This window comes from Candidatus Sphingomonas colombiensis (genome assembly GCA_029202845.1).
In the GTDB taxonomy this organism is placed as follows: domain Bacteria; phylum Pseudomonadota; class Alphaproteobacteria; order Sphingomonadales; family Sphingomonadaceae; genus Sphingomonas; species Sphingomonas colombiensis.
On the sequence record CP119315.1, the window covers coordinates 2364716 to 2388392 of the forward strand.

The 23677-nt window shown below is 65.8% G+C and carries 22 protein-coding genes; 5 read left to right on the top strand and 17 right to left on the bottom strand.

Annotation, left to right across the window (positions count from 1 at the left end):
• The first annotated feature begins 83 nt into the window (after positions 1–83).
• Positions 84–623, top strand: coding sequence for an Lrp/AsnC family transcriptional regulator (locus P0Y64_11445; GenBank protein WEK42008.1), 540 nt, complete (start codon positions 84–86; stop codon positions 621–623).
• A gap of 439 nt (positions 624–1062) precedes the next feature.
• Positions 1063–4017: a M14 family zinc carboxypeptidase gene (locus tag P0Y64_11450; protein ID WEK42009.1), complete on the top strand. Its 2955-nt coding sequence runs from the start codon at positions 1063–1065 to the stop codon at positions 4015–4017.
• Between the two features lie 112 nt (positions 4018–4129).
• On the opposite strand, the gene P0Y64_11455 is transcribed toward P0Y64_11450, so the two are convergent.
• The gene (locus P0Y64_11455; protein WEK42010.1) at positions 4130–4894 is read right to left on the bottom strand and encodes a helix-turn-helix transcriptional regulator; all 765 of its coding nucleotides are present in this window, start codon (positions 4892–4894) and stop codon (positions 4130–4132) included.
• 89 nt (positions 4895–4983) lie between these two features.
• Here P0Y64_11455 and P0Y64_11460 point away from each other — a divergent pair, with 89 nt between their 5' ends.
• From P0Y64_11460 to P0Y64_11470, 3 genes are all read left to right on the top strand, one after another.
• Positions 4984–6198 (top strand): MFS transporter, encoded by a 1215-nt coding sequence (locus P0Y64_11460; GenBank protein ID WEK42011.1) that lies wholly within the window; start codon positions 4984–4986, stop codon positions 6196–6198.
• Between the two features lie 72 nt (positions 6199–6270).
• Positions 6271–8085, top strand: coding sequence for a sodium:proton antiporter (locus P0Y64_11465; GenBank protein WEK42012.1), 1815 nt, complete (start codon positions 6271–6273; stop codon positions 8083–8085).
• On the top strand, positions 8085–8705 hold the full coding sequence (locus P0Y64_11470; protein ID WEK42013.1) for an OmpA family protein: 621 nt from the start codon (positions 8085–8087) through the stop codon (positions 8703–8705). The genes P0Y64_11465 and P0Y64_11470 overlap by 1 nt, the downstream gene beginning before the upstream one ends.
• A gap of 85 nt (positions 8706–8790) precedes the next feature.
• On the opposite strand, the gene P0Y64_11475 is transcribed toward P0Y64_11470, so the two are convergent.
• The 16 genes from P0Y64_11475 to P0Y64_11550 are packed head-to-tail and all read right to left on the bottom strand — an operon-like array spanning position 8791 to position 23677.
• Positions 8791–10332 carry a FadD3 family acyl-CoA ligase gene (locus P0Y64_11475; GenBank protein ID WEK42014.1) on the bottom strand — a complete coding sequence of 514 codons (1542 nt, stop codon included), beginning with the start codon at positions 10330–10332 and terminating at the stop codon, positions 8791–8793.
• Positions 10333–10689 (bottom strand): nuclear transport factor 2 family protein, encoded by a 357-nt coding sequence (locus tag P0Y64_11480; protein ID WEK42015.1) that lies wholly within the window; start codon positions 10687–10689, stop codon positions 10333–10335.
• 26 nt (positions 10690–10715) lie between these two features.
• Positions 10716–11177: a MaoC family dehydratase gene (locus P0Y64_11485; GenBank protein ID WEK42016.1), complete on the bottom strand. Its 462-nt coding sequence runs from the start codon at positions 11175–11177 to the stop codon at positions 10716–10718.
• On the bottom strand, positions 11174–11953 hold the full coding sequence (locus P0Y64_11490; protein ID WEK42017.1) for an SDR family oxidoreductase: 780 nt from the start codon (positions 11951–11953) through the stop codon (positions 11174–11176). Before P0Y64_11490 ends, P0Y64_11485 begins: the two co-directional genes overlap by 4 nt.
• On the bottom strand, positions 11950–13134 hold the full coding sequence (locus tag P0Y64_11495; GenBank protein ID WEK42018.1) for an acyl-CoA dehydrogenase family protein: 1185 nt from the start codon (positions 13132–13134) through the stop codon (positions 11950–11952). Before P0Y64_11495 ends, P0Y64_11490 begins: the two co-directional genes overlap by 4 nt.
• Positions 13131–14189, bottom strand: coding sequence for an acyl-CoA dehydrogenase family protein (locus tag P0Y64_11500; GenBank protein WEK42019.1), 1059 nt, complete (start codon positions 14187–14189; stop codon positions 13131–13133). Before P0Y64_11500 ends, P0Y64_11495 begins: the two co-directional genes overlap by 4 nt.
• The gene (locus P0Y64_11505; protein WEK42020.1) at positions 14189–15094 is read right to left on the bottom strand and encodes an SDR family oxidoreductase; all 906 of its coding nucleotides are present in this window, start codon (positions 15092–15094) and stop codon (positions 14189–14191) included. The genes P0Y64_11500 and P0Y64_11505 overlap by 1 nt, the downstream gene beginning before the upstream one ends.
• Complete coding sequence (locus P0Y64_11510; GenBank protein WEK42021.1) at positions 15094–16245, bottom strand: acetyl-CoA C-acetyltransferase; 1152 nt, start codon at positions 16243–16245, stop codon at positions 15094–15096. Before P0Y64_11510 ends, P0Y64_11505 begins: the two co-directional genes overlap by 1 nt.
• 10 nt (positions 16246–16255) lie before the next feature.
• Complete coding sequence (locus P0Y64_11515) at positions 16256–17188, bottom strand: acyl-CoA dehydrogenase family protein (protein WEK42022.1); 933 nt, start codon at positions 17186–17188, stop codon at positions 16256–16258.
• Positions 17188–18351, bottom strand: coding sequence for an acyl-CoA dehydrogenase family protein (locus P0Y64_11520; GenBank protein ID WEK42023.1), 1164 nt, complete (start codon positions 18349–18351; stop codon positions 17188–17190). The genes P0Y64_11515 and P0Y64_11520 overlap by 1 nt, the downstream gene beginning before the upstream one ends.
• Positions 18351–19106 carry an enoyl-CoA hydratase family protein gene (locus P0Y64_11525; protein ID WEK42024.1) on the bottom strand — a complete coding sequence of 252 codons (756 nt, stop codon included), beginning with the start codon at positions 19104–19106 and terminating at the stop codon, positions 18351–18353. The genes P0Y64_11520 and P0Y64_11525 overlap by 1 nt, the downstream gene beginning before the upstream one ends.
• Entirely contained in the window at positions 19106–20182 is a 1077-nt protein-coding gene (locus tag P0Y64_11530) for a nitronate monooxygenase (protein WEK42025.1), read from the bottom strand. The genes P0Y64_11525 and P0Y64_11530 overlap by 1 nt, the downstream gene beginning before the upstream one ends.
• A gap of 3 nt (positions 20183–20185) precedes the next feature.
• Positions 20186–21085 (bottom strand): enoyl-CoA hydratase, encoded by a 900-nt coding sequence (locus P0Y64_11535; GenBank protein ID WEK42026.1) that lies wholly within the window; start codon positions 21083–21085, stop codon positions 20186–20188.
• Positions 21082–21882 carry a ketoacid CoA transferase gene (locus tag P0Y64_11540; GenBank protein WEK42027.1) on the bottom strand — a complete coding sequence of 267 codons (801 nt, stop codon included), beginning with the start codon at positions 21880–21882 and terminating at the stop codon, positions 21082–21084. The genes P0Y64_11535 and P0Y64_11540 overlap by 4 nt, the downstream gene beginning before the upstream one ends.
• A complete protein-coding gene (locus P0Y64_11545; protein ID WEK42028.1) occupies positions 21882–22760 on the bottom strand; it encodes an acyl CoA--acetate/3-ketoacid CoA transferase subunit alpha in 879 nt (292 codons plus the stop codon). Before P0Y64_11545 ends, P0Y64_11540 begins: the two co-directional genes overlap by 1 nt.
• A complete protein-coding gene (locus tag P0Y64_11550) occupies positions 22760–23677 on the bottom strand; it encodes a VOC family protein (GenBank protein WEK42029.1) in 918 nt (305 codons plus the stop codon). The genes P0Y64_11545 and P0Y64_11550 overlap by 1 nt, the downstream gene beginning before the upstream one ends.

The following is a 23677-nucleotide window of genomic DNA, read 5'->3' on the forward strand; positions in this document are numbered from 1 at the left end:
TCCGCATTGTTCGGCTGAAGGTCGATCGACGATGCGGATGGCCACACCGAATAGCGCGGTCGCGCGCTGGCGCGGCCACTAGCATGTCCAGCATCGCTGAGGAGCATCGCTTCGAATCCTTGCCGACCGAGGATCGCAAGGAGCTGGACAGCTTCGACATGCGAATATTGCGCGAACTGACCATCGATGGGCGCATCACCTGGCGTGAACTGGCCGAGCGGATCGGACGCTCACTGACGCCGACGCTCCGGCGCGTTCGTCAGCTGGAAGAAAATGGCTTTATCAGGGGCTATACCGCCTGCCTCGACGAAACGCGGCTCAGTGGCCCGATGGTCGTGTTCATCACGGTCAGGCTGGAGCGTCAGATCAGCAAGGTGATGGACGCTTTCGAAGCCGATGTCGCCGAGCTGCCGGAGATCATGAGCGCATTCCTGATGACCGGCGGATCGGATTATCTGTTGCGGGCGGTGGTGCGCGATCTGGAGCATTATCGCGAGCTTATCGAAACGATCACCCGGATCGACAATGTCGGACGGATTCAGAGCAATATCGCGCTAAAATCCTTCGTGAATCGCACGGCCTCGCTGCCGTTTCGCGCGTCTTCGCAGCGAGCGGCGCGCTGACCCGCTTCGGCGACGAATATGCCGTATGGCGGCCCGATCAGGCGGGTACGGATCACTAAACAACCGATATATTATAATGAGATAGGCGCGGTTTCGATTGCCCCTTCCGTGCGCGCGGTTTGCTGGCGAGGGCGCATTCTTTGGTGATTTGAACCAATAGCGAGCCGGAGATTAGAAATAAAAATCGCCCGCCATTCGCTATCCCGATGCTCGGGAGGGAATCCAGGCTCGGTTTTGCTGCGCTGCAAAAGATCATCCGCGAAGATGCATGGCGCACCGGGATTCGAGTTGTTCCGGCGAAATTCGAGGGGCCTCCGATGGCTGACTCCATCACCAGAGTGATCCGCCGCTGCCCGCGATCCGCGCAGCGCTCCTCTGTTCCGCCGGTTGACCAGGAAAGATTCGTAGGCTCCAATTAGAAACACAGAGGGGAAAATATATGCGCAGTTCGAAGATGATAACGCTCGCACTTCTCGCCGGAACGAGCCTGGCGCCCGCGATCCCGCTGGCCGCTTCGGCCCAGGCGGTGGCCGCACCAGCCGCCACGCAGACGGCGCAACCGCAGGACGCGGAATATGGCCGGTTGATCGCCGAACATCTGGTCGACAAGCGCTTCACCTCTGAACTCGTCGATCACATGCCGGCATCGGATACGGTGCCGTCGCCGCTGAAGTTCTTCGGCCGCATCCCCGGCACGCCGAGCGAACTGACCTATGCGAAGGACATCGAGCGCTATTACAAGGAACTGGCGCGCACCTCGTCGCGGGTGAAATTCTGGACCGTCGGCAAATCCGAAGAAGGTCGCGATATCGTCGTGATCGCGATCGCCGATGAGGAAACGCTCAAGAACCTCGATGCGAACAAGGCCGCGCTCGCGGCGCTGGCGGATTCGCGCAAGACCAGCCCGGAGCAGGCCAAGCAGCTCATCAAGACCACCAAGCCGATCTACTGGGTGACCAGCGGCATCCACTCGCCGGAAACCGGCGGCCCGGAAATGCTGATCGAACTGGCCTATCGCCTCGCGGTCGAGGAAACGCCGTTCATCCAGAATATCCGCAACAATATGGTGACCTTCATCACCCCCGTGCTGGAAGTCGACGGCCGGGAAAAGATGGTCGACACCTATTATTACGGCAAGAAGACCGGCAACCCCCGTCCGCCGCTGATGTATTGGGGCAAGTATGTCGCGCACGACAACAATCGTGACGGCATGGGCCAGTATCTCCAGCTCACCAAGGCGCTGACCGAAAACATGCTGGAATGGCACCCGACGGTGCTGCACGATCTGCATGAAGCGCAGTCATATCTCTATGTCTCGACCGGGACGGGGCCGTACAACACGTCGCTCGATCCGATCGCGAGCAACGAATGGTGGCTGCTCGCCGAGACCGAAGTGATGGAGATGACCAAGCGCAACGTGCCGGGCGTCTTCACTTATGGTTTCTACGATGGCTGGGTGCCGAACTATCTGTTCTGGATCGCGCTGACCCACAACAGCTTCGGCCGCTTCTATGAAGTGCAGAGCTATGGCCCGGATATCCAGAAGGATCTGAAGCTTCCGCCGTCGGCGACCAGCCGCGAGTGGTTCCGCCCCAATCCGCCGCTGCCGTCGATCAACTGGGGCCCGCGCAACAACACCAATATCCAGGAATCGGCGCTGTTGATCGCGCTCAACAAGGTCGCGACCGATCGCGAAATCTACCTGGAGAATTACTGGATCAAGAACAAGAACGCGGTCGACGGCGGGCGCACCGGCGATATCAACGCCTGGGTGATCCCGGCGGCGCAGACCGCGAAGCTCAACGTCGTCGACATGGTCAACGGCCTGCGCCGTCAGGGCATCGAGATCGGCGTCGCGGGCTCGGCGTTCACCGCGGGCGGCGTCAATGTCGCGGCCGGCGATTATGTGATCCGCGCCGATCAGCCGTATCGCACGTTGCTCGATACCTATCTCGGCGTGCAGAACTACCCGGTCGCCAATCCGCGTCCCTATGACGATACCGGCTGGACGATGCAGTATATGCGCAACCTGACGGTCAAGACGATCAAGGATCCGGCCGTCTTCCAGCAATCCATGTCGTTGCTCGCCGATGATGTGCGGCCGAAGGGCGTGATCACCGGTTCAGGCCCGGTCATCCTCGTCAACCACACCGGCGATAACGAGCTGGTCTCGTTCCGTTTTCGGCTTGGCAAGACGAAGATGCTCGCGGCACAGGCGCCGTTCGAGGCGGGGGGCCGTCAATATGCGGCGGGCACGTTCATCCTCCCGTCCGCGAACCGCGCGGAAGTGGAAAAGGTGATCGCCGATCTTGGCCTTTCGGCCGAGGCGGTGAGTTCGGTGCCCTCGGTTGCCAACCACGCGCTGAGCATCCCGCGCATCGGCTATCTGCACTCATGGCTGCGCACGCAGGATGAGGGCTGGTGGCGCGCCGCGCTCGATCACTATGGCATCCCCTATACCTATTTCGCCGATATCAAGGCGCGGCAGGGTGGGCTGCGCGCCAAATATGACGTGATCATCTATCCCACGGTCGGTTCGAGCGTGCAGGATCAGGTGGTCGGCGTGGCGATGAACGGGACGAAGCCGATCCCGTACAAGAAATCCGCGCTCACCCCGAACCTGGGCGCGCTCGACTCCGCCGACGACATTCGCGGCGGTCTGGGTGCCGACGGGATCGCCGAACTCAAGAAGTTCGTCGAACAGGGCGGCACGCTGATCGGTGACGGTTCGACCGTCGAGATGCTGGCGCAATATGGCGTGGCATCGGGCGTGACGGTTGCGGATACGCCGGATCTTTACACCAAGGGCGCGATCATGCGCGGGGTGTTCAAGGATAAGTCCAGCCCGCTGGCCTATGGCTATACGGGCAAGGAAATGCCGGTGTATTTCTCGCAGGCACCCGTCCTGAAGGTCGGCGCGGCGGGGCGCGGCATGGGCTATTTCGATCCCAATGCTCCGGGGGCGAACATCGCGCAGAAGGTGACGCCGAACGATACGCCCGCCCGCATCTCGCCCTGGCAACAGGATGGTGCAGCGGCGAAGACTGCGGCATCGCGCGAGCCGGTGTCGAACTCGCCGTTCGGATCGGCGCTGCCGACCTCGCGCACGGGCGGCGCGGAGCCGACCCAGCATCCGCGTGTCGTGATCTCCTTCCCCGCGAAGGCTGACGATATCCTGCTCAGCGGCATGCTGTCTGGCGGGGAAGCGTTGCAGAACAACGCGTTGCTGGTCGATGTGCCGAAGGGCAAGGGCCATATGGTGCTCTATGCGCTGCGTCCGTTCTGGCGCTGGCAGACGCAGGGGAGCTATTTCCTTGGCTTCAACGCGATCATCAACTGGGACAACCTCGACGCCGGCAAGAGCGCCAGCGCAGGGGCCAATAGCGCGCAGTAATCGCGCACCATCGCGCGGCTATCGCGCGTTGATTTGATACGACACGGCCGGGCCCGGAGCGATCACCGCTTCGGGCCCGTGCCATTTAAGCCTCGTTTTGCCGGGGGCGGGCCTAGCGCCGGTAAAGGCTGGGCGAGACGCCGAGCGTGCGCTTGAACATGGTCGAGAAGCTCGACGGCCCGTCATAGCCGAGATCGAGCGCAATCGTGGTGATCGGCTCGCCCGCAGCAAGCTTCGGCAGCGCGACGGACAGACACGCCTGTTGCCGCCATTCGGCGAAGCTCATGCCCGTCTCGCGCCGGAATAGTCGCGTGAAGCGGCGGCGGTTCATCGCCAGCGCATCGGCCCATTGATCGATCGTCGCCGTCGCGCGCGGCCGTTCAAGGAAAGCGTGGCAACGCGCGGCGAGCGCGGCATGACGCGGGAAGGGCACCGCGATCGGGATGATCGGTGCCTGATCGATCTCGGCGATCAGCAAGCGCATCACCAATCCGTCGCGCCCCGCTTCATCATATTCGATCGGGACATCCGCCGCCGAAACGAGCAACTGGCGCAACAACGGCGAGACGGCGACCACCCGGCAGCTCAGCCCGAGCGTGGGGCAGGCGGCAGGCTCGATCAACACGCTGCGCGTCTGCACCGCGCCGACCATGCGCACGGCATGCGGCGTGCCGCCGGGAATCCATACCGCGCGTTCCGGCGGCGCCACCCATGCGCCCTGCGGCGTGCTTACCGCCACCACGCCATTGGCGGCATAGAGCAACTGGCCGCGCCGGTGCTGGTGCTCGGCCAGTTCGAACGACGGCGGATAATCGTTGCCGATGCCGACGACCGGCCGCGCGACATGCTCATGATCGTCAGGGCGGCGGTGTTGCATGATTGTCCCGATATCGAAAACGAATGACCCATATATCCATGCGGGACGCTGTGCGAGCGCGTAATGGCCGCGATCGAAAAGGACATACGATGGACGATTCGACGACGGTGACGACGAAGCCATCCACGGCGGACACCGGCACGGTGTTCGGCGTGATCGTGGCGATCAGCTTCTGCCACCTGCTCAATGACATGATGCAGTCGCTGCTCCCGGCGATCTATCCGGGGCTGAAGACAGATCTGGGGCTTACGTTCGGCCAGATCGGGCTGGTGACGCTGGCCTATCAGATCACCGCATCGATCCTGCAACCAATGGTCGGCCTTTATGCCGATAAGCGCCCGACGCCGCTGGCATTGCCGGGTGGGACGCTTTTCTCGCTCGCCGGGCTTACCGTCCTTTCCGTCGCGCATCATTACGGGCTGGTGTTGGTCGGCGCGGCGCTGCTGGGCGTCGGCTCATCGGTGTTCCACCCGGAATCGTCACGCGTGGCGCGGATGGCGGCGGGTGGGCGGCATGGCCTCGCGCAATCCTTGTTTCAGGTTGGCGGCAATGCCGGGCAGGCGCTTGGCCCGCTCGCGGCGGCGCTGGTGGTGGTGCGCTGGGGGCAATCGAGCCTCGCCTTTTTCGCGCTGCTGGCGCTGCTGTCGGGTGCCGTATTGTGGAATGTCGCGACCTGGTATCGCCACCACGGCCTTGTCCGGCTGCGTGCCGGCGGGGGAGCGTCGCTCGCCGACAGCCTGCCCAAGGGGCATGCGCGGCGCGGCATCGCGATCCTGCTTGCGCTGATCTTTTCCAAATATGTCTATCTCGCCAGCCTCACGAGCTATTTCACTTTCTATCTGATCCATCGTTTCGGCGTGTCGGTGGAAAGCGCGCAATTGCATCTGTTCGTCTTCCTCACGGCGGTCGCGGTGGGCACGGTGCTTGGCGGTCCGCTTGGTGATCGCTTCGGGCGCAAATATGTGATCTGGTTCTCGATCCTTGGCGCGTTGCCGTTCACGCTGTTGCTGCCGCATGTCGGGCTGTTCTGGACCGGGCCTGTCACCGTCGTGATCGGACTGATCCTCGCCTCCGCCTTTCCCGCGATCGTCGTGTTCGCGCAGGAACTGGTGCCGGGCAAGGTGGGGATGATTTCCGGCCTGTTCTTCGGCTTTTCCTTCGGCATGGGCGGCCTTGGCGCGGCGGTGCTGGGCTGGGTCGCGGACCGGACGGGGATCGAGACGGTCTATCAGATCTGCGCGTTTCTGCCCGTGATCGGGCTGCTCACCGCCTTCCTGCCCAATATCGAGCGCGGCCGGCGCTGATCGCAGCGCGCCGGCCCGAGGGAACCCGATCGCTACTGCTGCTTTAGCATTACGGGTATCCAGCGGGGTGGGATGGAGCAGCAAGCATTAGTCATCGCGTTGATCGGCGCGCTTGGTATCGGCGCGCAATGGGTCGCCTGGCGAACAGGGTGGCCCGCGATCGCGCTGATGCTGGCCGCGGGCGTCGTCGCCGGGCCGGTTACCGGGCTGATCGATCCCGCCCGCACGTTCGGCAGCCTGCTGGAACCCGTCGTCTCGCTCGCGGTGGCGCTGATCCTGTTCGAAGGCGGGCTGAGCCTCAATTTCCGGGAGTTGCGGCGGACCGGCGGCGCGGTGACGCGGCTGGTCGTGCTCGGTGCGCCGATCTGCTGGGTGCTGGGTGCGATCGCCTGTTACTATATCGCCGGGCTCGTGTGGCCGGTGGCGATCCTGTTCAGCGGCATCCTGATCGTGACGGGGCCGACGGTGGTGCTTCCGCTGCTACGCCAGAGCAACGTGGCGGCGCGGCCGCAGGCGATCCTGAAATGGGAAGCGATCGTCAACGATCCGATCGGCGCTTTGTGCGCGGTCATCACCTATGAATATATCCGGCGCGCGGGCGAAGGCGTGCCGTTCGCGGGCGTGCTGCTCTCGCTGCTGATCGCGGCGGTGGTGGCCGGGCTGATCGGTTGGCTTGCCGCGCGCGCGGTCGGCTGGGCCTTCCCCCGCGGTTATGTGCCGGAATATCTGAAGGCGCCGGTGCTGCTGGTCGTCGTGATCGGCGCGTTCGTGACGTCGAACCTCATACAGAATGAAACCGGGCTGTTGACGGTGACGGTGATGGGGGTCGCGCTGGCCAATATGAAGCTGGATTCGTTGCGCGATATCCATGCCTTCAAGCAGAACATCGCGGTGTTGCTGATTTCGGGCGTGTTTGTGCTGATGTCCGCATCGCTCGATTTCGCGGTGGTGCGACGGTTCGAGTTCCGCTTCATCGGCTTTCTGCTCGCATTACTGTTCGTGGTGCGCCCGCTGTCGGTGCTGCTGAGCCTCGCCTTCACCCGCGTGCCATGGAACGAGCGCCTGTTGATCGCGTGGATCGCGCCGCGCGGGATCGTGGCGGTGGCGATCTGTGGCCTGTTCGCGCTCAGGCTCGACGCGCTGGGATATAAGGACGGGTCGATCCTCGTCACCTTGTCGTTCGCGGTGGTGGTGGCGACGATCATCGCGCACGGCTTCACGATCGGGCCGCTGGCAAAATTGCTCAAGGTGACCGGCGCGACCGAGCGCGGCCTGCTGATCGTGGGCAGCACGCCCTGGAGCCTCGCGCTGGCCGATCAGCTTCGGCAGCTCGAAGTGCCGGTGACGATCAGCGACAATAGCTGGCAGCGGCTGACCTCCGCCCGCCAGGCCGGGATCCCGACCTATCACGGCGAGATTCTCGCCGAGGCCACCGAGGATCGGCTTGATCTCACCCAGTTTCAGGTGCTTGCCGCGACTTCTGAGAATGAGGCGTATAACGCACTGGTCTGCAACGAGTTCGCGCCGGAAATGGGGCGTGACAACGTCTATCAGCTTGGCGATGCGAGCGATGACGATCCGCGATCGCTGCCCGAGGCGCTGCGCGGGCGGGCGTTGTTCGAATCCGGCCTGGGCGTGGAGGAAATCCTCCAGCGCGAGCGACATGGCTGGGGCTTTCGCAAGACCAAAATCAGCGAGCAATTCGATTTCGATGCGGCGCGCGCCGATCTTCCCGAAGAGGCCGATATGCTGCTGTTGCTCCGCAAGAGTGGGGGCCTGCGTTTCTTCACCCACGCCTCGCGCCCCACGCCGCAGCCCGGGGACACGGTCATATCGTTCGTGCCGCCCGCTGCGGAGCCCGCGACACTATCGAACGGAGGAGAATGATGGCGCGAACGCAAACATTGGTGGCGGCCGTCGCGCTTCTCGCAACCGGCTGCGGGCCGGAGCAGGCGGCTGACAATGCGGCGCGACAGGAGACGCCGACAAATGCGGCAATTTCGGCCGACAATGCCGGCGATGTGATCGCGAACGAAGCGGCGGAGAGCAAATCGATCCTCCGACCGGATGTCGCGCCCACGGCGCCCCCCCCGCCGACGATCGAGCCGGTGCATGGGGTGATCGCCTTCGGTGCCTCCGGCATGAAGCTCGATGAAGCCGGGCGCGCCGCGATCGACGCGTTGCTCGAAAAGGCGGTGGCGAAGGCGGGCGGGGCGATCATCCTGCGCGGCAGCACCGATTCACGCGGAAACGATCGCGACAATCTCACCGCATCGCGGCTGCGCGCCGAGGTGGTGCGCGACTATATGGTGGCCCGGGGCATCGCGGGCGATCGCATCACGGTGATCGCGCTGGGCGAGACGCGCCCGATCGCGCCGAACGCGAAACTGGATGGCAGCGATGATCCCGAGGGGCGCGCAAAGAACCGGCGCGTCGATGTGGAAATCGATTTGCCGCTACCGCCGAAAAGCGAAGCAGCGCCATCGGACGCGAACTCTAACGGTTGAGTGGGTGACCACCGCGCCGCGCTGGGATCGTCATCCGCCCGGTGATCGCCGTGTTGTTTGGAAACGGCCCGCCGCGTGATGGCCTTTACGCCGCGTCCCGCTCGGCCAGCGCACGCAAATCCGGTTTCACCACCTTGCCCGATGCATTGAGCGGCAGCGCGTCGAGCAGGGTCACCCGGCGCGGCGCCTTGTAATTCGCCATATTCGCGCGCGCCCAGCCGATGAGCGTGGCACCGTCCACCGAGGCGCCGGGGCGCAGGACGACGAAGGCATGGCCGATCTCGCCCATCCGCTCGTCCGGCACGCCGACCACCGCGACCGCGCCGATCGCGGGATGAGCGGAAAGCAGCTTCTCGATCTCCGCCGGGTAACAATTGAACCCGCCCGAGATATACATGTCCTTCTTGCGATCGGTGATGCGCAGATAATCCGCCTCATCCATCACGCCCACGTCGCCGGTGTGGAGCCAGCCATCGGCGTCGATCGCCTCGGCGGTGGCGGCGGGATCGTCGAGATAGCCCAGCATCACGCCATAGCCGCGCACCAGCACTTCGCCTTCCTGCCCGCGCGGCACCTCGCGCCCGGCGTCGTCGGCGCATTTCACCTCAAGGCCGGGTAGCGCCTTGCCGCAGCTCGATGCGACCAGTTCGACCGAATCCCCCTGACGGCAGGAGGTGATCGCGCTGCATTCGGTCATGCCATAAGCGGTGACGACCGTCTGGAAACCTAGCTCGCGCTGCATCCGCTCGATCAGGATCGGGGGGACGGTCGCCGCCCCCGTAACCGCGCAGCGCAAAGAGGAAGAATCGAACGCGCGCTCCGCCAGCAGCGACTGGAAGATCGTCGGCGGCCCGGGGATGAAGGAAACGCGATCCTGTTCGATATGGTCGATCGCGCGCGCCACGTCGAAGGTTGCCATCGGCACGATCGTCGCGCCCGCGATCAACGCGGCGACCCATCCGGCCTTGAACCCGAAGCTGTGGAAGAACGGGTTGACGATCAGATAGACGTCGCCCTCGCGCAGGCCCACCGCATCGCCCCACGCCTTGAACATCGGGATGATGCGGCCGTGAGTGGTCAGCACACCCTTTGGCACCCCGGTGGTGCCAGAGGTGAACATGATGTCGCTTAGCGCATCCGGGCCGAGCGCGGCCAGCGCTTCGGTCACGCGTGGATCGTCCGCGCCAGCGCCGGCGGCGATAAACGCGTTCCAATCGCGGTCGAACAGGAGCGTCTGGTCGAGCGCGGGCAGCTCCTCGCCGGCCAGCAGCGCGGGATAATCCACGCCGAGGAAATCGCCGACGGTGAACAGCATCCGTGCGCCCGTTCGGCGCAGGATATCGCCCGCCTCGCGCCCCTTCAGTCGCGTGTTGAGCGGGACGATCGCGGCGCCGATCGCCTGCGCGCCGATGGTGGCGACGATCCATTCGCGCCGGTTGGGCGCCCAGATCGCGATGCGGTCGCCGGAAACCACGCCACGGGCAAGAAAGGCCGATGCCGCCGCGCGCGAACGCCGCCACAGTTCAGCGAAGCTCCAGTTTTCGTCATCGCCCAACAGCGCGGGCCGATCGCCGAAGCGCGCGGCGGCCTCTGCGGCGAGGTGCGGGATCGTCGGCGGCAAGGCCATTCACGCCTCCCGCATATTCGACGGGCCGAAATAGGCGGTCATCGCGGCGATCTTCCCGTCCGCATCGAAGCGGAAAATGTCGATCACATCCACCGTCAGATCACTGCCCTCGTGGTGCAGCGCGACCTGAAACGCGAACGCGGCATAAGGCACGACTGCCCGGACCGGCCCTTGCAGCGCCAGCTTCGCGCCTGTCGCCATGGATTGTGTGTAGAAATCGAGGATCGCCTGCCGCCCACGCTTCGGCTCTGTGCCGACCGGGTCTTCGACTGTCGCATCCGCAGCGAACAGCGCGGTGACCGCCGCCGGATCGCCGCGATCGAACGCCGCGACATAAGCGTGAACCGTATCGATCATGACCTGCTCGTTGAGCGGCATCAGCATCACTCCGGGAAATAGCGGCTGATCGTATCGACCACACAGGCGGGTTTCTCGCCGCCCTCGATCTCGACGGTGACGCGCACGGTGGACTGGATCGCGCCCTTCACCTCCTCCACCGCGACGATTTCGCCGATGCCGCGAATGCGCGCGCCGACCTTTACGGGCGCGAGGAAACGCAGCCGATCCGCGCCGACATTCACCGCATGGGCGAAACCGCGCACCTCGATCAGATCGGGGAGGAACAGGTTGACGAGGCTCATCGTCAGATAGCCGTGCGCGATCGTCCCGCCGAACGGACCCGTTTTGGCGCGCTCGACATCGACGTGAATCCACTGATGGTCGCCGGTCACGTCCGCGAAACCGTCGACGCGATCCTGTTCGATCGCGAGCCAGTCGGTCGGGCCGAGCGCGGTGCCTTCCTGCCCGATCAGATCGCGCGGGTGCTGATAGACCCGCGTGGTCATGCCCGCTGGCTCGATACCGAGACGATCTCGCCGGTCATGTACGAAGACAGGTCCGAGGCGAGGAAGATCATCACGTTGGCGACTTCCCAAACCTCCGCCGCGCGGCCGAATGCCTCCTGCGAAGATAGTTTGGCGAGCGTGTCGTCCGTCGTCACCTTGGCGAGGAACGGGTGCATCGCGATCGACGGCGCGACCGCGTTGATGCGCACGCCATGTTCCGCCGCCTCTACCGCCGCGCAGCGGGTGAACGCCATCACGCCGGCCTTGGCGGCGGCATAATGCGCCTGTCCCTTTTGCGCGCGCCAGCCGAGCACGGAGGCGTTGTTGACGATCGCGCCCGATCCTTGCGCGGTCATCGCTGGCAGGAAGGCGCGGGTCATGCGGAATACGCTGGTCAGCGTCACGTCGATCACGCGGGACCATTGATCGTCGGTCATGTCGACCACCGATACCTCGCCACCAAGCCCGGCGTTGTTGATCAGCACATCGACGCGCCCGAGCTTCGCCAGCGCGGCATCACGCAGCGCCTGCACCTGTTCCTCGCTGGTCACGTCGCACAGGCAGGTTTCGGGGCGCGTGCCGACGGCGGCGGCGATCGCATCCGCCGCTTCGCCCAACCGGCGTTCGTGGAAATCGCTAATCAGCACGCGCGCGCCTTCCTCCGCCGCGCGCTTCGCGACGGAGAAGCCGATGCCGGTGCCGGCGGCGGCGGTGACGACGACCGTGCGATCCTTGAGCAGCCCGCGCGGCTGCGGATAGGCGGGGGCGGGGGTCATGCGTTCCCTCGTGGCTCGCGCGGCAGACCGAGCGCGCGCTCGGCCACGATGTTGCGCTGAATCTGGTTGGTGCCGCCGTAGATCGTGTCCGATCGCGACGACAGGAACAGGCTCGGCAGCATCGGGAAATCATAATCCGTGCCGTCGGTCACCTCGCCGGACTGGCCCAGCACATCCATGCCCAGCTCGCCCAGATTGCGCCGCCAGCTCGCCCATTGCAGCTTGTAGGTCAGCGCCGCGCCATCGGGGCGCGCGTGATCGGTGTTGCTCAGCACGCGCAGCGCGCCATAGCGCATCAGCCGCAGGCCGATCTCCGCCCGGGCGATACGCTGGCGGATCAGCGGGTTCTTCGCCGCGCCATTCGCCTTCGCCGCCGCGATGATCGCATCCAGCTCATGCCGGAAGCCCATCTGCTGCCCGAGCGTGGAGACGCCGCGCTCGAACGCGAGCAGCCCCATCGCCACCTGCCAGCCGTTGCCGGGCGTGGAGACCAGGTTTTCGGAGGCGGTACGCGCGCCGTCGAAGAAGGTTTCGTTGAATTCCGCGTCGCCGTTGATCTGTTTGATCGGGCGGATCGTGATCCCGGGCTGATCGAGCGGCATCAGCAGGAAGGTCAGGCCCTTGGGGCCTTTCGAGCCTTCCTCGCTGCGGGTGACGACGAAGATCCAGTCGCAAATCTGCGCGAGGCTGGTCCAGATCTTCTGGCCGTCGACCACCCATTCCCCGGTCGCTTCGTCCACCCGTGCGCGGGTGCGCACCGAGGCGAGATCGGAGCCCGCGTTCGGCTCCGAATAACCCTGGCACCATAGCACCTCACCGGATGCGATGCCGGGGAGGACGCGCTGCTTCTGCTCTTCCGTCCCGAAGGCGAGGATCGTCGGGCCGGCCAGCTCGATCCCCATATGGCCGATGCGTCCGGGCGCGCCGGAACGCGCATATTCCTCGGCGAAGATCACCTGCTGTTCGAGCGTCGCGTCGCGGCCGCCCCATTTGCTGGGCCAGCCGATGCAGCTCCAGCGATGGCGGCCGAGCTGCTGTTCCCATTCCTTGCGCCGTTCGGCCATCACGGTGAGGCCCAGCACGCCCTTGATGTCGCGAAATTCGCCCGACATCTGGCCGGCCAGCCAATCCGCCACTTCCGCGCGGAATGCCTCGTCCTCGGCCGAGAATCCAAGCCTCATGCCGCTTCTCCCAATCCGATAATTTTGGCCACTTGCTCGCGGTGCCAGTCACTGTCGCCCAGCATCGAGCGGATCGCGCGGGCGCGCTTGAAGAACAGATGCGCGTCATGTTCCCAGGTGAAACCGATCCCGCCATGAAGCTGGATCATATCCCCGGCGCAGCGGAAATAGGTGTCGCTCGCGAAGCTCTTGGCGCTGTGCAGCCCAAGTTGCGCCTCGGGCGAATTCTCGTCCACCGCGCAGGCCGCCCAATAGACCGCCGAGCGCGCCTGTTCGATTTCCACCATCATATCGGCAAGGCGATGCTTATACGCCTGAAAGCTGCCGATCGGGCGGCCGAACTGCTCGCGCTCCTTGGAATAGGCGACCGTGCGATCGAGCGTCGCCTGCGCGCCGCCAAGCGCCTCGGCGGCGACACAAATCCAGCCGCCGGCGCGTGCCGCGGCAAGCCCGGCCTGCCATTCGGGCAGCGCGTCGGCGGGCGTGTCGGACAGGGTGACGCGCGCCAATGGGCGCGTCTGGTCCATCGTCACCGGGCGATCGATCGTGATGCCCGGCGCATCGGCGCGGACGATCCATGCGCCCGCGTCGCTCGCAAAGACGAACACGTCCGCCACGCCACCGTGCGGCACGAAATCCACGCTGCCGGTCAGCTTGTCGCCGGTGCTGCGGAGATCATGGCTGCCGCCCGCAGCGGCGATCACCTCGCCCGATGCGATCCGGGGCAGCCATTCCTGCTTCTGCGCCTCGCTGCCGCCGGCCGCGATCGCGCGCGCCGGCATCGCAAGGCCGAGCAAGGGGAGGGCGGCGACCTGCGCGCCGGCCGCTTCCGCGATCGTCGCGAACTCGACAAGGCCGAGGCCGGAGCCGCCATAAGCTTCCGGCACCGCGATCCCGGCCAGGCCGAGTTCGGTGCAGAACGCACGCCACAGCTCACGGTCGATCCCATCGCCTTCCATCGCGCGGCGGGTGCGCTCGCTGGTGGCATTTTCGGCGAAGAAGGCGCGGGCGGTGTCCGCGATCATCGCCTGTTCTTCGGTAAAGGCGAATTGCATCAGGCGGTCCCCCACACTTTGCGTGGCGCGACGCGTGCGGCGAGCAGCCCATCGACGGCAGCGCCCACGTCCGCCGGGTTCCAGCGCGCGCCGGCATCGGTGAGCGGCCCTTCGCGCCAGCCATCCTCCAGCATGATTTTTCCTCCCTCCAACTCGAATACGCAGCCCGTGACATGTGCCGATTGCGCGCTGCCCAGCCACACCACGGTGGGGGCGATATTGGCCGGGTCCATCGTGTCGAACGCGTTCCCCCCGGTGGCCATCTTTTCGGCGAAGGCTTGTTCGGTCATGCGGGTGCGTGCCGATGGAGCGAGCGCGTTGGCGGTGATGCCGTAACGGCCCAGTTCGGCGGCCTGTACCAGGGTCAGCGCGGCGATCCCGCCCTTTGCGGTGGAGTAAGCCGCCTGCGCTATCGATCCCTGCAATCCCGCGCCGCTGGTGGTGTTGATGATCCGCGCATCGACCGTCTCGCCGGCCTTCTGCCGCGCGCGCCAGTAATCGACGGCGTGGCGGCTGATGCAGAAATGGCCGCGCAGATGGACGTGCATCGTCGCGTCCCATTCCTCCAGCGTCGCGGAAACGAACATCCGGTCGCGGACGATCCCGGCGTTATTGACCACCACGTCCAGCCCGCCGAACGCCGCCACGGCGGCATCGACGATGCGCCTGGCGGCATCCCAATCGGTGATGTCCTCGTAATTGGCGATCGCATGGCCGCCGGCCGCCGCGATCTCCGCCACCACCGCGTCCGCCGCGCTGGTATCCCGCCCCTCGCCACCGAGCGAGGTGCCGATATCGTTCACCACCACGTTCGCGCCCTCGGCGGCGAAGGCCAGCGCATAAGCGCGCCCCAGCCCGCGAGCCGCCCCGGTGACGATCACCGTCCTGCCGTCGCAAATACCCATTACAGCCTCTCGATAATCGTAACGTTGGCCTGCCCGCCGCCTTCGCACATGGTTTGCAGGCCATAACGGCCGCCAGTGCGTTCGAGCGCATTGAGCAGGGTGGTCATCAGCCGCGCGCCCGTCGCGCCGATCGGATGGCCGAGCGCGATCGCGCCGCCGTGGACGTTGACCTTCTCGTGCGGGACGCCGAGTTCCTTCATCCACGCCATCGGCACGCTGGCGAACGCCTCATTGCATTCGAACAGGTCGATATCGTCGACCGTCATCCCGGCCTTGCGCAGCGCATGTTCGGTGGCGGTGATCGGCGCGGTGAGCATCCAGATCGGATTGTCGGCGCGCACGGAGAGATGGTGGATGCGCGCGCGGGGGCGCAGCCCATGTTCCTTCACCGCGCGTTCGGAGGCGATCAGCAGCGCCGCCGCGCCGTCGCAATTCTGGCTCGCTACGCCCGCAGTGATCGTGCCGCCCTCGCGCACTGGCTTCAGATTGGCGAGGCCCTCCAGCGTGGTCGCGTCCCGGATCGTTTCGTCGTGCGCGAGGTTTTCCAGTGGGGCGATTTCATTGGCGAACCAGCCGTTGTCGGTCGCCGCCTGCGCGCGCTGATGCGAGGCGAGCGCGAACTGCTCCATCGCCTCGCGCGAGACGCCCCATTTTTCGGCGATCATCTCGGCCGATTTGATCTGGTTGATCTCCTCGTCGCCATAGCGCGCCAGCCAGCCGGGCGAGCCTAGGAACGGGCTGTCGAAACCATAAGGCTGGCCGGCATACATTGCCGCGGAAATCGGGATCGCGTTCATCGCCTGGCTGCCGCCCGCGACGACCAGATCCTGCGTGCCGCTCATCACCCCCTGCGCCGCGAAATGCACCGCTTGCTGGGATGAGCCGCACTGGCGGTCGATCGTCGTGCCGGGCACATGCTGCGGCAGGCCCGCGACCAACCATACGGTGCGCCCGATATCGCCCGCCTGCGGCCCGATCGTGTCGCAGCAGCCCCACACCACGTCGTCCACCGCATTCGGATCGATGCCGGTGCGCGCTACCAGCGCCCGGATAGGATGCGCGCCGAGATCGGCCGGGTGGAGCGCGGCGAGGCTCCCTTTCTTGCGACCAGTCGGTGCGCGTACCGCATCGACGATATAGGCTTCTGGCATTGCGTGATCCTCAGGCGAAAGTGTGTTCCGGGCCGATCGGCAGCGAGCCGCCGATCACGGCCGCATCGACGCGGGCGAGATGGAAGGCGCGGCTGCCCCAGGCGCCGCTGAGCGCCCAGCTGCGCTTCATCCAGTAATGAAGGTCGACTTCGTAGGTGTAGCCCATCGCGCCATGGACCTGGATCGCGGTCTCCGCGGTCAGCGTCGCGGCATCGCTGGCGGCGAGCTTGGCGTGGCTGAGGTGGATTGGCGCACTCGCCAGCCCGTCCTCCAGCGCCTGCGCCGCGCGCCACACCACTGGCCGGGCAAATTCGATCGCGACGGCGGCGCTGGCGAGTTGATGCTTCACTGCCTGAAACGCGCCGATCGGCTGGCCGAACTGGGTGCGGATCTTGGCGTAATCGGTGGCCTGCGCGAGCATCGCCTCCGCCAGCCCGACAAGCTGCGCGGCGCTCATCAATGCGGCGAGATCGAACAGATACGCGTCATCCGCCGCTGTCGCTTTCGGGCGGGCGAGCTTGCGCAACGGATCGATGCTGTCGAGCGCGGCGCCGTCGCCATCGGCGATCCATGGATTGAGCGGATGGGGCAGGGGCAATCGCAACTCGCCCGCTGCGATCGCCGCGAGCTTGTCCGTCTCGCCGCGCGCGATCAGCCATGGCACGCCGACCAGCGCGGTATCGACCAGCGGTTCGGCAAGGCAGGCGCGCCCGCATTCGACCGCCACCAGCGCGGCATCGACCAGCCCGAGCCCGAGGCCACCCTGATCCTCCGGCACCAACAGCCCGGTCAGCCCCATGTCGACCAGCCCCTGCCAGATCGCGGGGTCGCGCTTATCGCCCTCATCGAGCCGGCGCAGCACCTCCGGCCCGTGCGTGCCGGCAAGGTAATCGCGCACCGTTTCCGCGAGCGCGAGCTGATCTTCGGTCAGCAGCATATCCATCAGCCTGCTCCTACGCGGGGAAGGCCGAGCAGCCGCTCGGCGGTGATGTTGCGCTGGATCTCGTTCGAACCGGCATAGATCGGGCCGGACAGTGAGAAGATATATCCCTCCAGCCACGCGTTGATGCTGCCGTCGTCGAAGGTGCGCAGCTCAGCCGCCGCGCCGAGCAATTGCATCGCGGCGCGGTGCATCGATCGATCCAGCTCAGACCAGAAGATCTTGTTGAGGCTCGATTCCGCGCCGATCTTCCCGCCGGCCATGATCTTCGCGGCGACGGCATAGGTGTTGTACGCATAGGCCTGCGCCCCCATCCACGCGGCCAGTACTGCCTCGCGCGCGGAGGGGGCGGCATCCGCTTCATGCCGGCGATAGAGTTCGGCGAGCCGCTTGGCGGTCGCCTGAAACCGTCCCGGCGAACGCAGCATCAGCCCGCGTTCGAACCCGGCGGTGGCCATGGCGACGTTCCAGCCCTCGCCCTCACCGGCGATGCGATTGGCGACGGGCACGCGCACTTCGTCGAAGAAGATTTCCGCAAAGCCCGGATTGCCGTGAAGCTGGCGGATCGGGCGACGCGTGACGCCGGGCGCGTTGAGGTCGAACAGGATGAACGACAGGCCCTTGTGGCGCTTGCTTTCAGGATCGGTGCGGAACAGGCCGAAGCCCCAATCGGCGAACGATGCGCGGCTCGACCAGGTTTTCTGGCCGGTGATGACATAATGATCGCCGTCACGCACCGCGCGGGTGGTGATCGCCGCCATATCCGATCCCGCGCCGGGCTCGGACCATGCCTGCGCCCAGATCACCTCGCCCTTCGCCATCGGCGTCAGGAAGCGGGCCTTCTGCTCGTCGGTGCCATATTCCATCACCGTCGGGCCGAGCAGGAAGATGCCGTTCTGGTTCGCGCGCAGCGGCGCGCACGCGCGGAAATATTCCTCTTCGAAGATCAGCCAGCGGATCAGATCCAGCCCGCGCCCGCCATAGGCCTCGGGCCAGGTGACCATGCCCCAATTGCCTGATGCCAGCGTGCGCTCCCACTCGACATGCTGCTGATAGCCCTCCGCACATTCCAGCGTCACGAGCGGGGCGGGGGGGACATGCGCCTCCATCCACGCGCGCACTTCCGCGCGGAACGCCTGCTGTTCGGGAGTATAGGCAAGCTGCATCAGAAGCTCGCCGCCTTGCCCGTCTCGACAAAGGCGTCGCGCGCCTTTTGCGAATCCTCGTGCATGTACATTTCGAGCGTGAAGCCCTGTTCCCAGCGATAGCCGCGATCGACATCGCGCGGTTCCAGTCCGTTCAACGCCTCTTTGGCGATCACCAGCGCCTTGCGGCTCTTGCTCGCGATCACTGCGCAAAAGGCGCGCGCCTCACGCTCCAGATCGGCGCGCGGTACGACCTTCTCTACACCGCCGAGCCGATGCGCCTCGGCGACAGGGATATTGCCGCCGGTGAAGAATGCCGCGCGTACCTTATGCAACGGCAGCATTCGCGACAGATGGCTCGCGCCGCCCATCGCGCCGCGATCGACCTCGGGCAGCGAGAAGAAAGCATCGTCGGCGGCGATGATCGTGTCGGATGCGCCGCAGATGCCGATCCCGCCGCCGATCACGAACTTGTGCACAGCCACGACCACCGGCACTTCGGCATCGCGGATCGCCTTGAAGGTGAGGTAATTGCCGCGATTGAGCAGGGGGATGCGCTCGGGATGCGCCTGCATCTCCTTGATATCCACCCCGCCGCAGAAGCCGCGCGCGTTTTCCGCCGCGCGGATCAGGACGCAATTCACGTCGGGGTTGCGCGCCGCCTCGGTGATGATCGCGGGCAGGTTGTTCCAGGTGGCGCTGTCGAACGCGTTCACCGGCGGCACGTCAAAGACGATCTCCGCGATCCGGTCGGCGATATTGCAGGTGATCGGCATCAGAGGTGTTCCCCTTGCGGCGCCAGCGCAGCGATCCGCGCGCGCGCCTCGGTCATGATCGATTCGACGAGTTCGGCGGCGCTCGGCAGATCGCCCAGGCGGCCAGCGACGACGCCGGTCGCCATCAGTCCGTTCTCCGCATCGCCCTCCACCACCGCGCGCTGGATCAGCATCGGCGCGGCGGCGGCCATCATCGCCTGCGGCAGGCTGAGCCCGCCATGGCTGGTCATGCCGCGTGCCGCGCGCAGCAGATCGCCGAACGAGGCGCCGGTCTGGCGCTTCATCTGCAGCCCGCTCTCGATCGCGCGACGCCACAGGCCGATGCCCGACGAACGCTCGATCCGGTCGAGCGCGTGGTTGCGGATCATCCGCTGCGGGATGCCGTCCACCTTGGTCGAGACCGCGATATCGTCGGTGCCGGCGGCGACATAGCGCGCCTTCACCTGATCGGGCGGGGCGCTCTCGCGCGTCATAAGGAAGCGGGTGCCCATCGCGATGCCCGCCGCGCCGAACGCCAGCGCCGCCGCCAGCCCGCGCCCATCGGCGAACCCGCCCGCCGCGACGACCGGCACCTTCACCGTATCGAGCACCTGCGGCAGCAGCACCGTGGTCGGCACCGAACCCGTATGCCCGCCGCCTTCGCCGCCCTGCACCGTGATGATGTCTACGCCGAGCTGCGCCATCTTCTGCGCGTGCTTCACCGCGCCGACTGTCGGCATGGTGAGGATGCCCGCATCCCGGAACCGCGCGATCATCTTCGCATCCGGCCCGCGCCCGAAGCTGACCGCGCGCACCTGATCGGCATTCTCGACGATGATATCGACGATCTCGGAAGCGCCAGGCTGGAAGGAGTGAAAGTTCACCCCGAACCGGCGCGTGGTGCCGGCACGAACCTCGGCGATCGCCTTGCGCACCTCCGCCGGGGTCATCACCGCGGCGGCGAGGAAGCCGAACGCGCCGGCTTCCGATGTGGCGATCACCAGCGGCGGGGTCGCGACCCAGCCCATCGCCGTCTGGACGATGGGATAGCGGCAACCCAGCCGCTCGGTAAGGATGGTGCGCAGCGGATCACTCATGGCTCAGGCCTCGCCCGCCGCCTTTTTGTTGGCCGACGCCATCGCCTTGCCGTCGAGCCCGCCGAGCGAATTGCCGCTGACGAGATCGTTCTGCGCGTGCGCGAAGTGATGCATGTGGAACACCGCGTCCATCGCGGTGCGCTTGCCGCGCAGATCTTCGACGTGGTTGAACGCCTGCTTGGTCAGCCAGTTGCCGAGGCGTGGGCGTTGCGCCAGCTCGTGCGCGATCTTCGCGGTTTCCTCACGCAGCGACGCGCGCGGCACCATGCGATTGACCATGCCGAACTGATAGGCGCGCTCCGCCGGCAGCCGCTCGCCGAGCAACAGGAATTCTTTGGCGATGCGCGGCGGAAGTTCGAAGCCGTGCGCGAAATATTCGACGCCGGGAATGCCCATGCGGTTCACCGGATCCTGGAAGAACGCGTCTTCGCTGGCGACGATCAGGTCGCACACCCAGGCGAGCGTCAGGCCGCCCGCGATGCACGCGCCCTGCACCATGGCGATCGTCGGCTTCGGGATGTCGCGCCAGCGACGGCACATGCCGAGATAGACCTCGTGCTCGCGGGTGTAGAGCAGCTCCGCGCCGGGGCGCGTGGTGTGATCGCCGAACATCAGCTTGCGATCGAACGGCACCAGATGATCGCGCCCCGGCGTGCCGATGTCATGGCCGGCGCTGAAATGCTTGCCCTCGCCGGCGAGCACGATGACCTTGATCGCATCGTCGTCCGTCGCGCGCCCGAAGGCGGCGTCGAGCGCATAGGTCATCTGGCTGTTCTGCGCGTTGTTGAACTGCGGCCGGTCCATCGTGATCCAGGCGACCGGGCCATCGGTTTCGTAACGCACCGGCGTGTCGGTTTCATAAACCGGCGATTGCTGCTGGCGGGGGGCGAGTTCGTCACTCATGCTGCTATCTCCTTCACCGCACCGGGATTGCCCGCGATAACGGTTGCGCGAATGTTGTGCGGATCGAGCCGCGCGATGATGGCCAGCGCCTCCGCATCGGGAAGCGCGGTTTCGGTGAGTGCCCCGGCCTCAAGCGGGAAGCCCGTCGCCGCCTGCACCTCCTCGAACGTCACGCCGGGATGGAGCGAGACGACGCGGATCGCATTGCCGGCGCCGCCGAAATCCATGACGCACAGGTTGGTGACGATGCGGCGCAGATCGATGCTCGCGTAATTGCCGCCAGCCACGCGCTTCGCCGGATTATATCCCGCGCTCGACACCATATCGACCTCGCCGGGCACGAAGACGCGCGGCGAATGCGCCGGGATGAACATCGAATTGGGGTGATAGACCGAATTGCCCGGGAAGCCGCGCACGCCCAGCATCTGGGTCTTGGGCTTCTGATAGGTGCCGCCGAGATACGACAGGTTGGTCTGCCCGAAGCGGTCGATCTGCGTCGGCGTTACCATCGCGTGCCGCCGCCCGGTCCACACCGCCGCATCGAAGAAGCGCGAAAAGGGGAGGTATCCGGCCGACTTCGGGCGATCGTCATAGGCGCGCGGCCCGATCGGCACCGGTTCCTCGACCAGAAACGCCTCGCCGTCGCTCATCATCAGGCCGGGCGAATGGGTGAGCTTGGCGAGGCTCGCGCCGAGGCGCGGCACGGGGCCAACGCCGGTGGCGACGATCTCGCGCGTGTCGCGGAATGCGTCCGACGCGGCGAAGATGCAGAGTTCTGCGAGTGTGGCGCTGGTCATCAAAACACCGCCATCGGCAGCTTTGCCACCGAATCCATTCCCCCCACGGAGGCAATATAGGCCCGTTCGTCGGCGCCGACGAACCGTTCGGCCACCTGCGCCCAGTCGCCCGGATCCTTGGCGGCATCGGCATAGGCGCGGAACGCCTTCATGTCCCATCCGTAGGCGGGGGGCATCGAGCTGGGATGCGCGCCGCCCTTCATCTCGACCACGCCGCTCACGAAGCTGCGCTCGAACGGGCTGAACCGTACGTCATCGGGATAATGATCCTCCATCCGGTCCACCAGTTCCTCGCACGAAACGAAGCTGCGCTCGGCGGCGCGGGCGAACCATTCATCGTAATAAATATCCGGCCCGAGCAGCTGGACGTTGCCGCGCCAGTCGGATCGACTGACGTGGAGCAGCGCGACGTCCAGCTTCAGCGCAGGCATCGCGATCAGCGTCTCGCCATCGGCATAGGGCGACTGCACATATTTGAGGTCGCCCAACGCGGCGAGATCGGTGCCGAGGCCCACGCGCGTCGGCAGGAAGGGCAGGTCGAAGGCGGCGGCTTTCAGCCCCCATTGCAGCATGCCCTCGTCCAGCTCCAGAACCTCGATCGAGCCGCTTTCACGCGCCTTGCGGAACCATGGCTCCAGCGGGATCGCGTCGAGCGAGACGAAGGAAAACACCAGCTTGCGCACCTTGCCGGCTGCACACAACATGCCGACATCCGCTCCACCATAAGCGACGATCGTCAGGTCCTTGAGCGGGGAGCGCAGGATTTCGCGCACCAGCGCCATCGGCTTGCGCCGCGGGCCCCAGCCGCCGATGCCGATCGTCATCCCGTCGCGGAGGCTGGCGACGATCTCCGTCGCCGTCATGCGTTTGTCGAGCATCATGCTGCCCCCGCCGCGGCTTCGGTCTGCCACGCCCAGACATGGCCCCATTTGCTGACCTTGTCGTGTGCCGTCACCTGCCAGGTGGCGGGATCGATCACCAGGCCGTTGCACCCGACCTCAAGATCGAAGCCGCCCGGAGTCTGGACGTAGAAGCTGGTCATCTCGTCATTGACGTGTTCGCCGAGCGTCGCGGATTCCTTGTATCCGCCGGCGACCATGCGTTCGCGCGCTTTCTCCACCTCTTCCAGCGTCGGCAGTTCGAGCATCAGGTGGATACAGGCCGATGGCGGCACCGGCATTTCGGCCAGCGCGGCGCTGTGATGACGGCCGTTGTCGGCGTGCATGAACGCAAACCGCATGCCCGGATCATGATCGCCGCCCATCAGGAAGAATTGCGGCAGATCGGTATCGTGGAAGCCGATCACGTCGCGATAGAAAGCGTGGCTCTTCTCGAAATCCGGTGCGGCGAGCACGGCATGGCCCATGCCATATTCGCCGGTGATGAAACGCGGCACGCCGATCGGCGAGACGAACGGCGTATCTTCGCGCCGATCGCCATAATAGAATTCGAGCCCGTTGCCCGCCGGATCGGTGGTGCGGAACAATCCGGTGACACAGCGCGACGCGGCGAGTTCGGGCGAACCCACTTCCACCGGCTGGCCGGCGGCGCGGATCTTGTCGGCCAGCGTGTTCAGCGCGGCTTCGTCAGCGACTTCATAGCCGGATGCCGCCAGACGATCGGCCGAGCCGTTTTCGATGCGGAATCGGAACGGCCGTTCATCGACGCGATAGAGCGCCGCCCCGTCGGTCGCTGTCCGGCCGCGCATCGCGCCCGCCACCTGCGTCAGGAAATGATCCCAACGATCCGGCTGGGTGGTTTCCACCACCGCATAGCCAAGCGACTTCACGCCCAT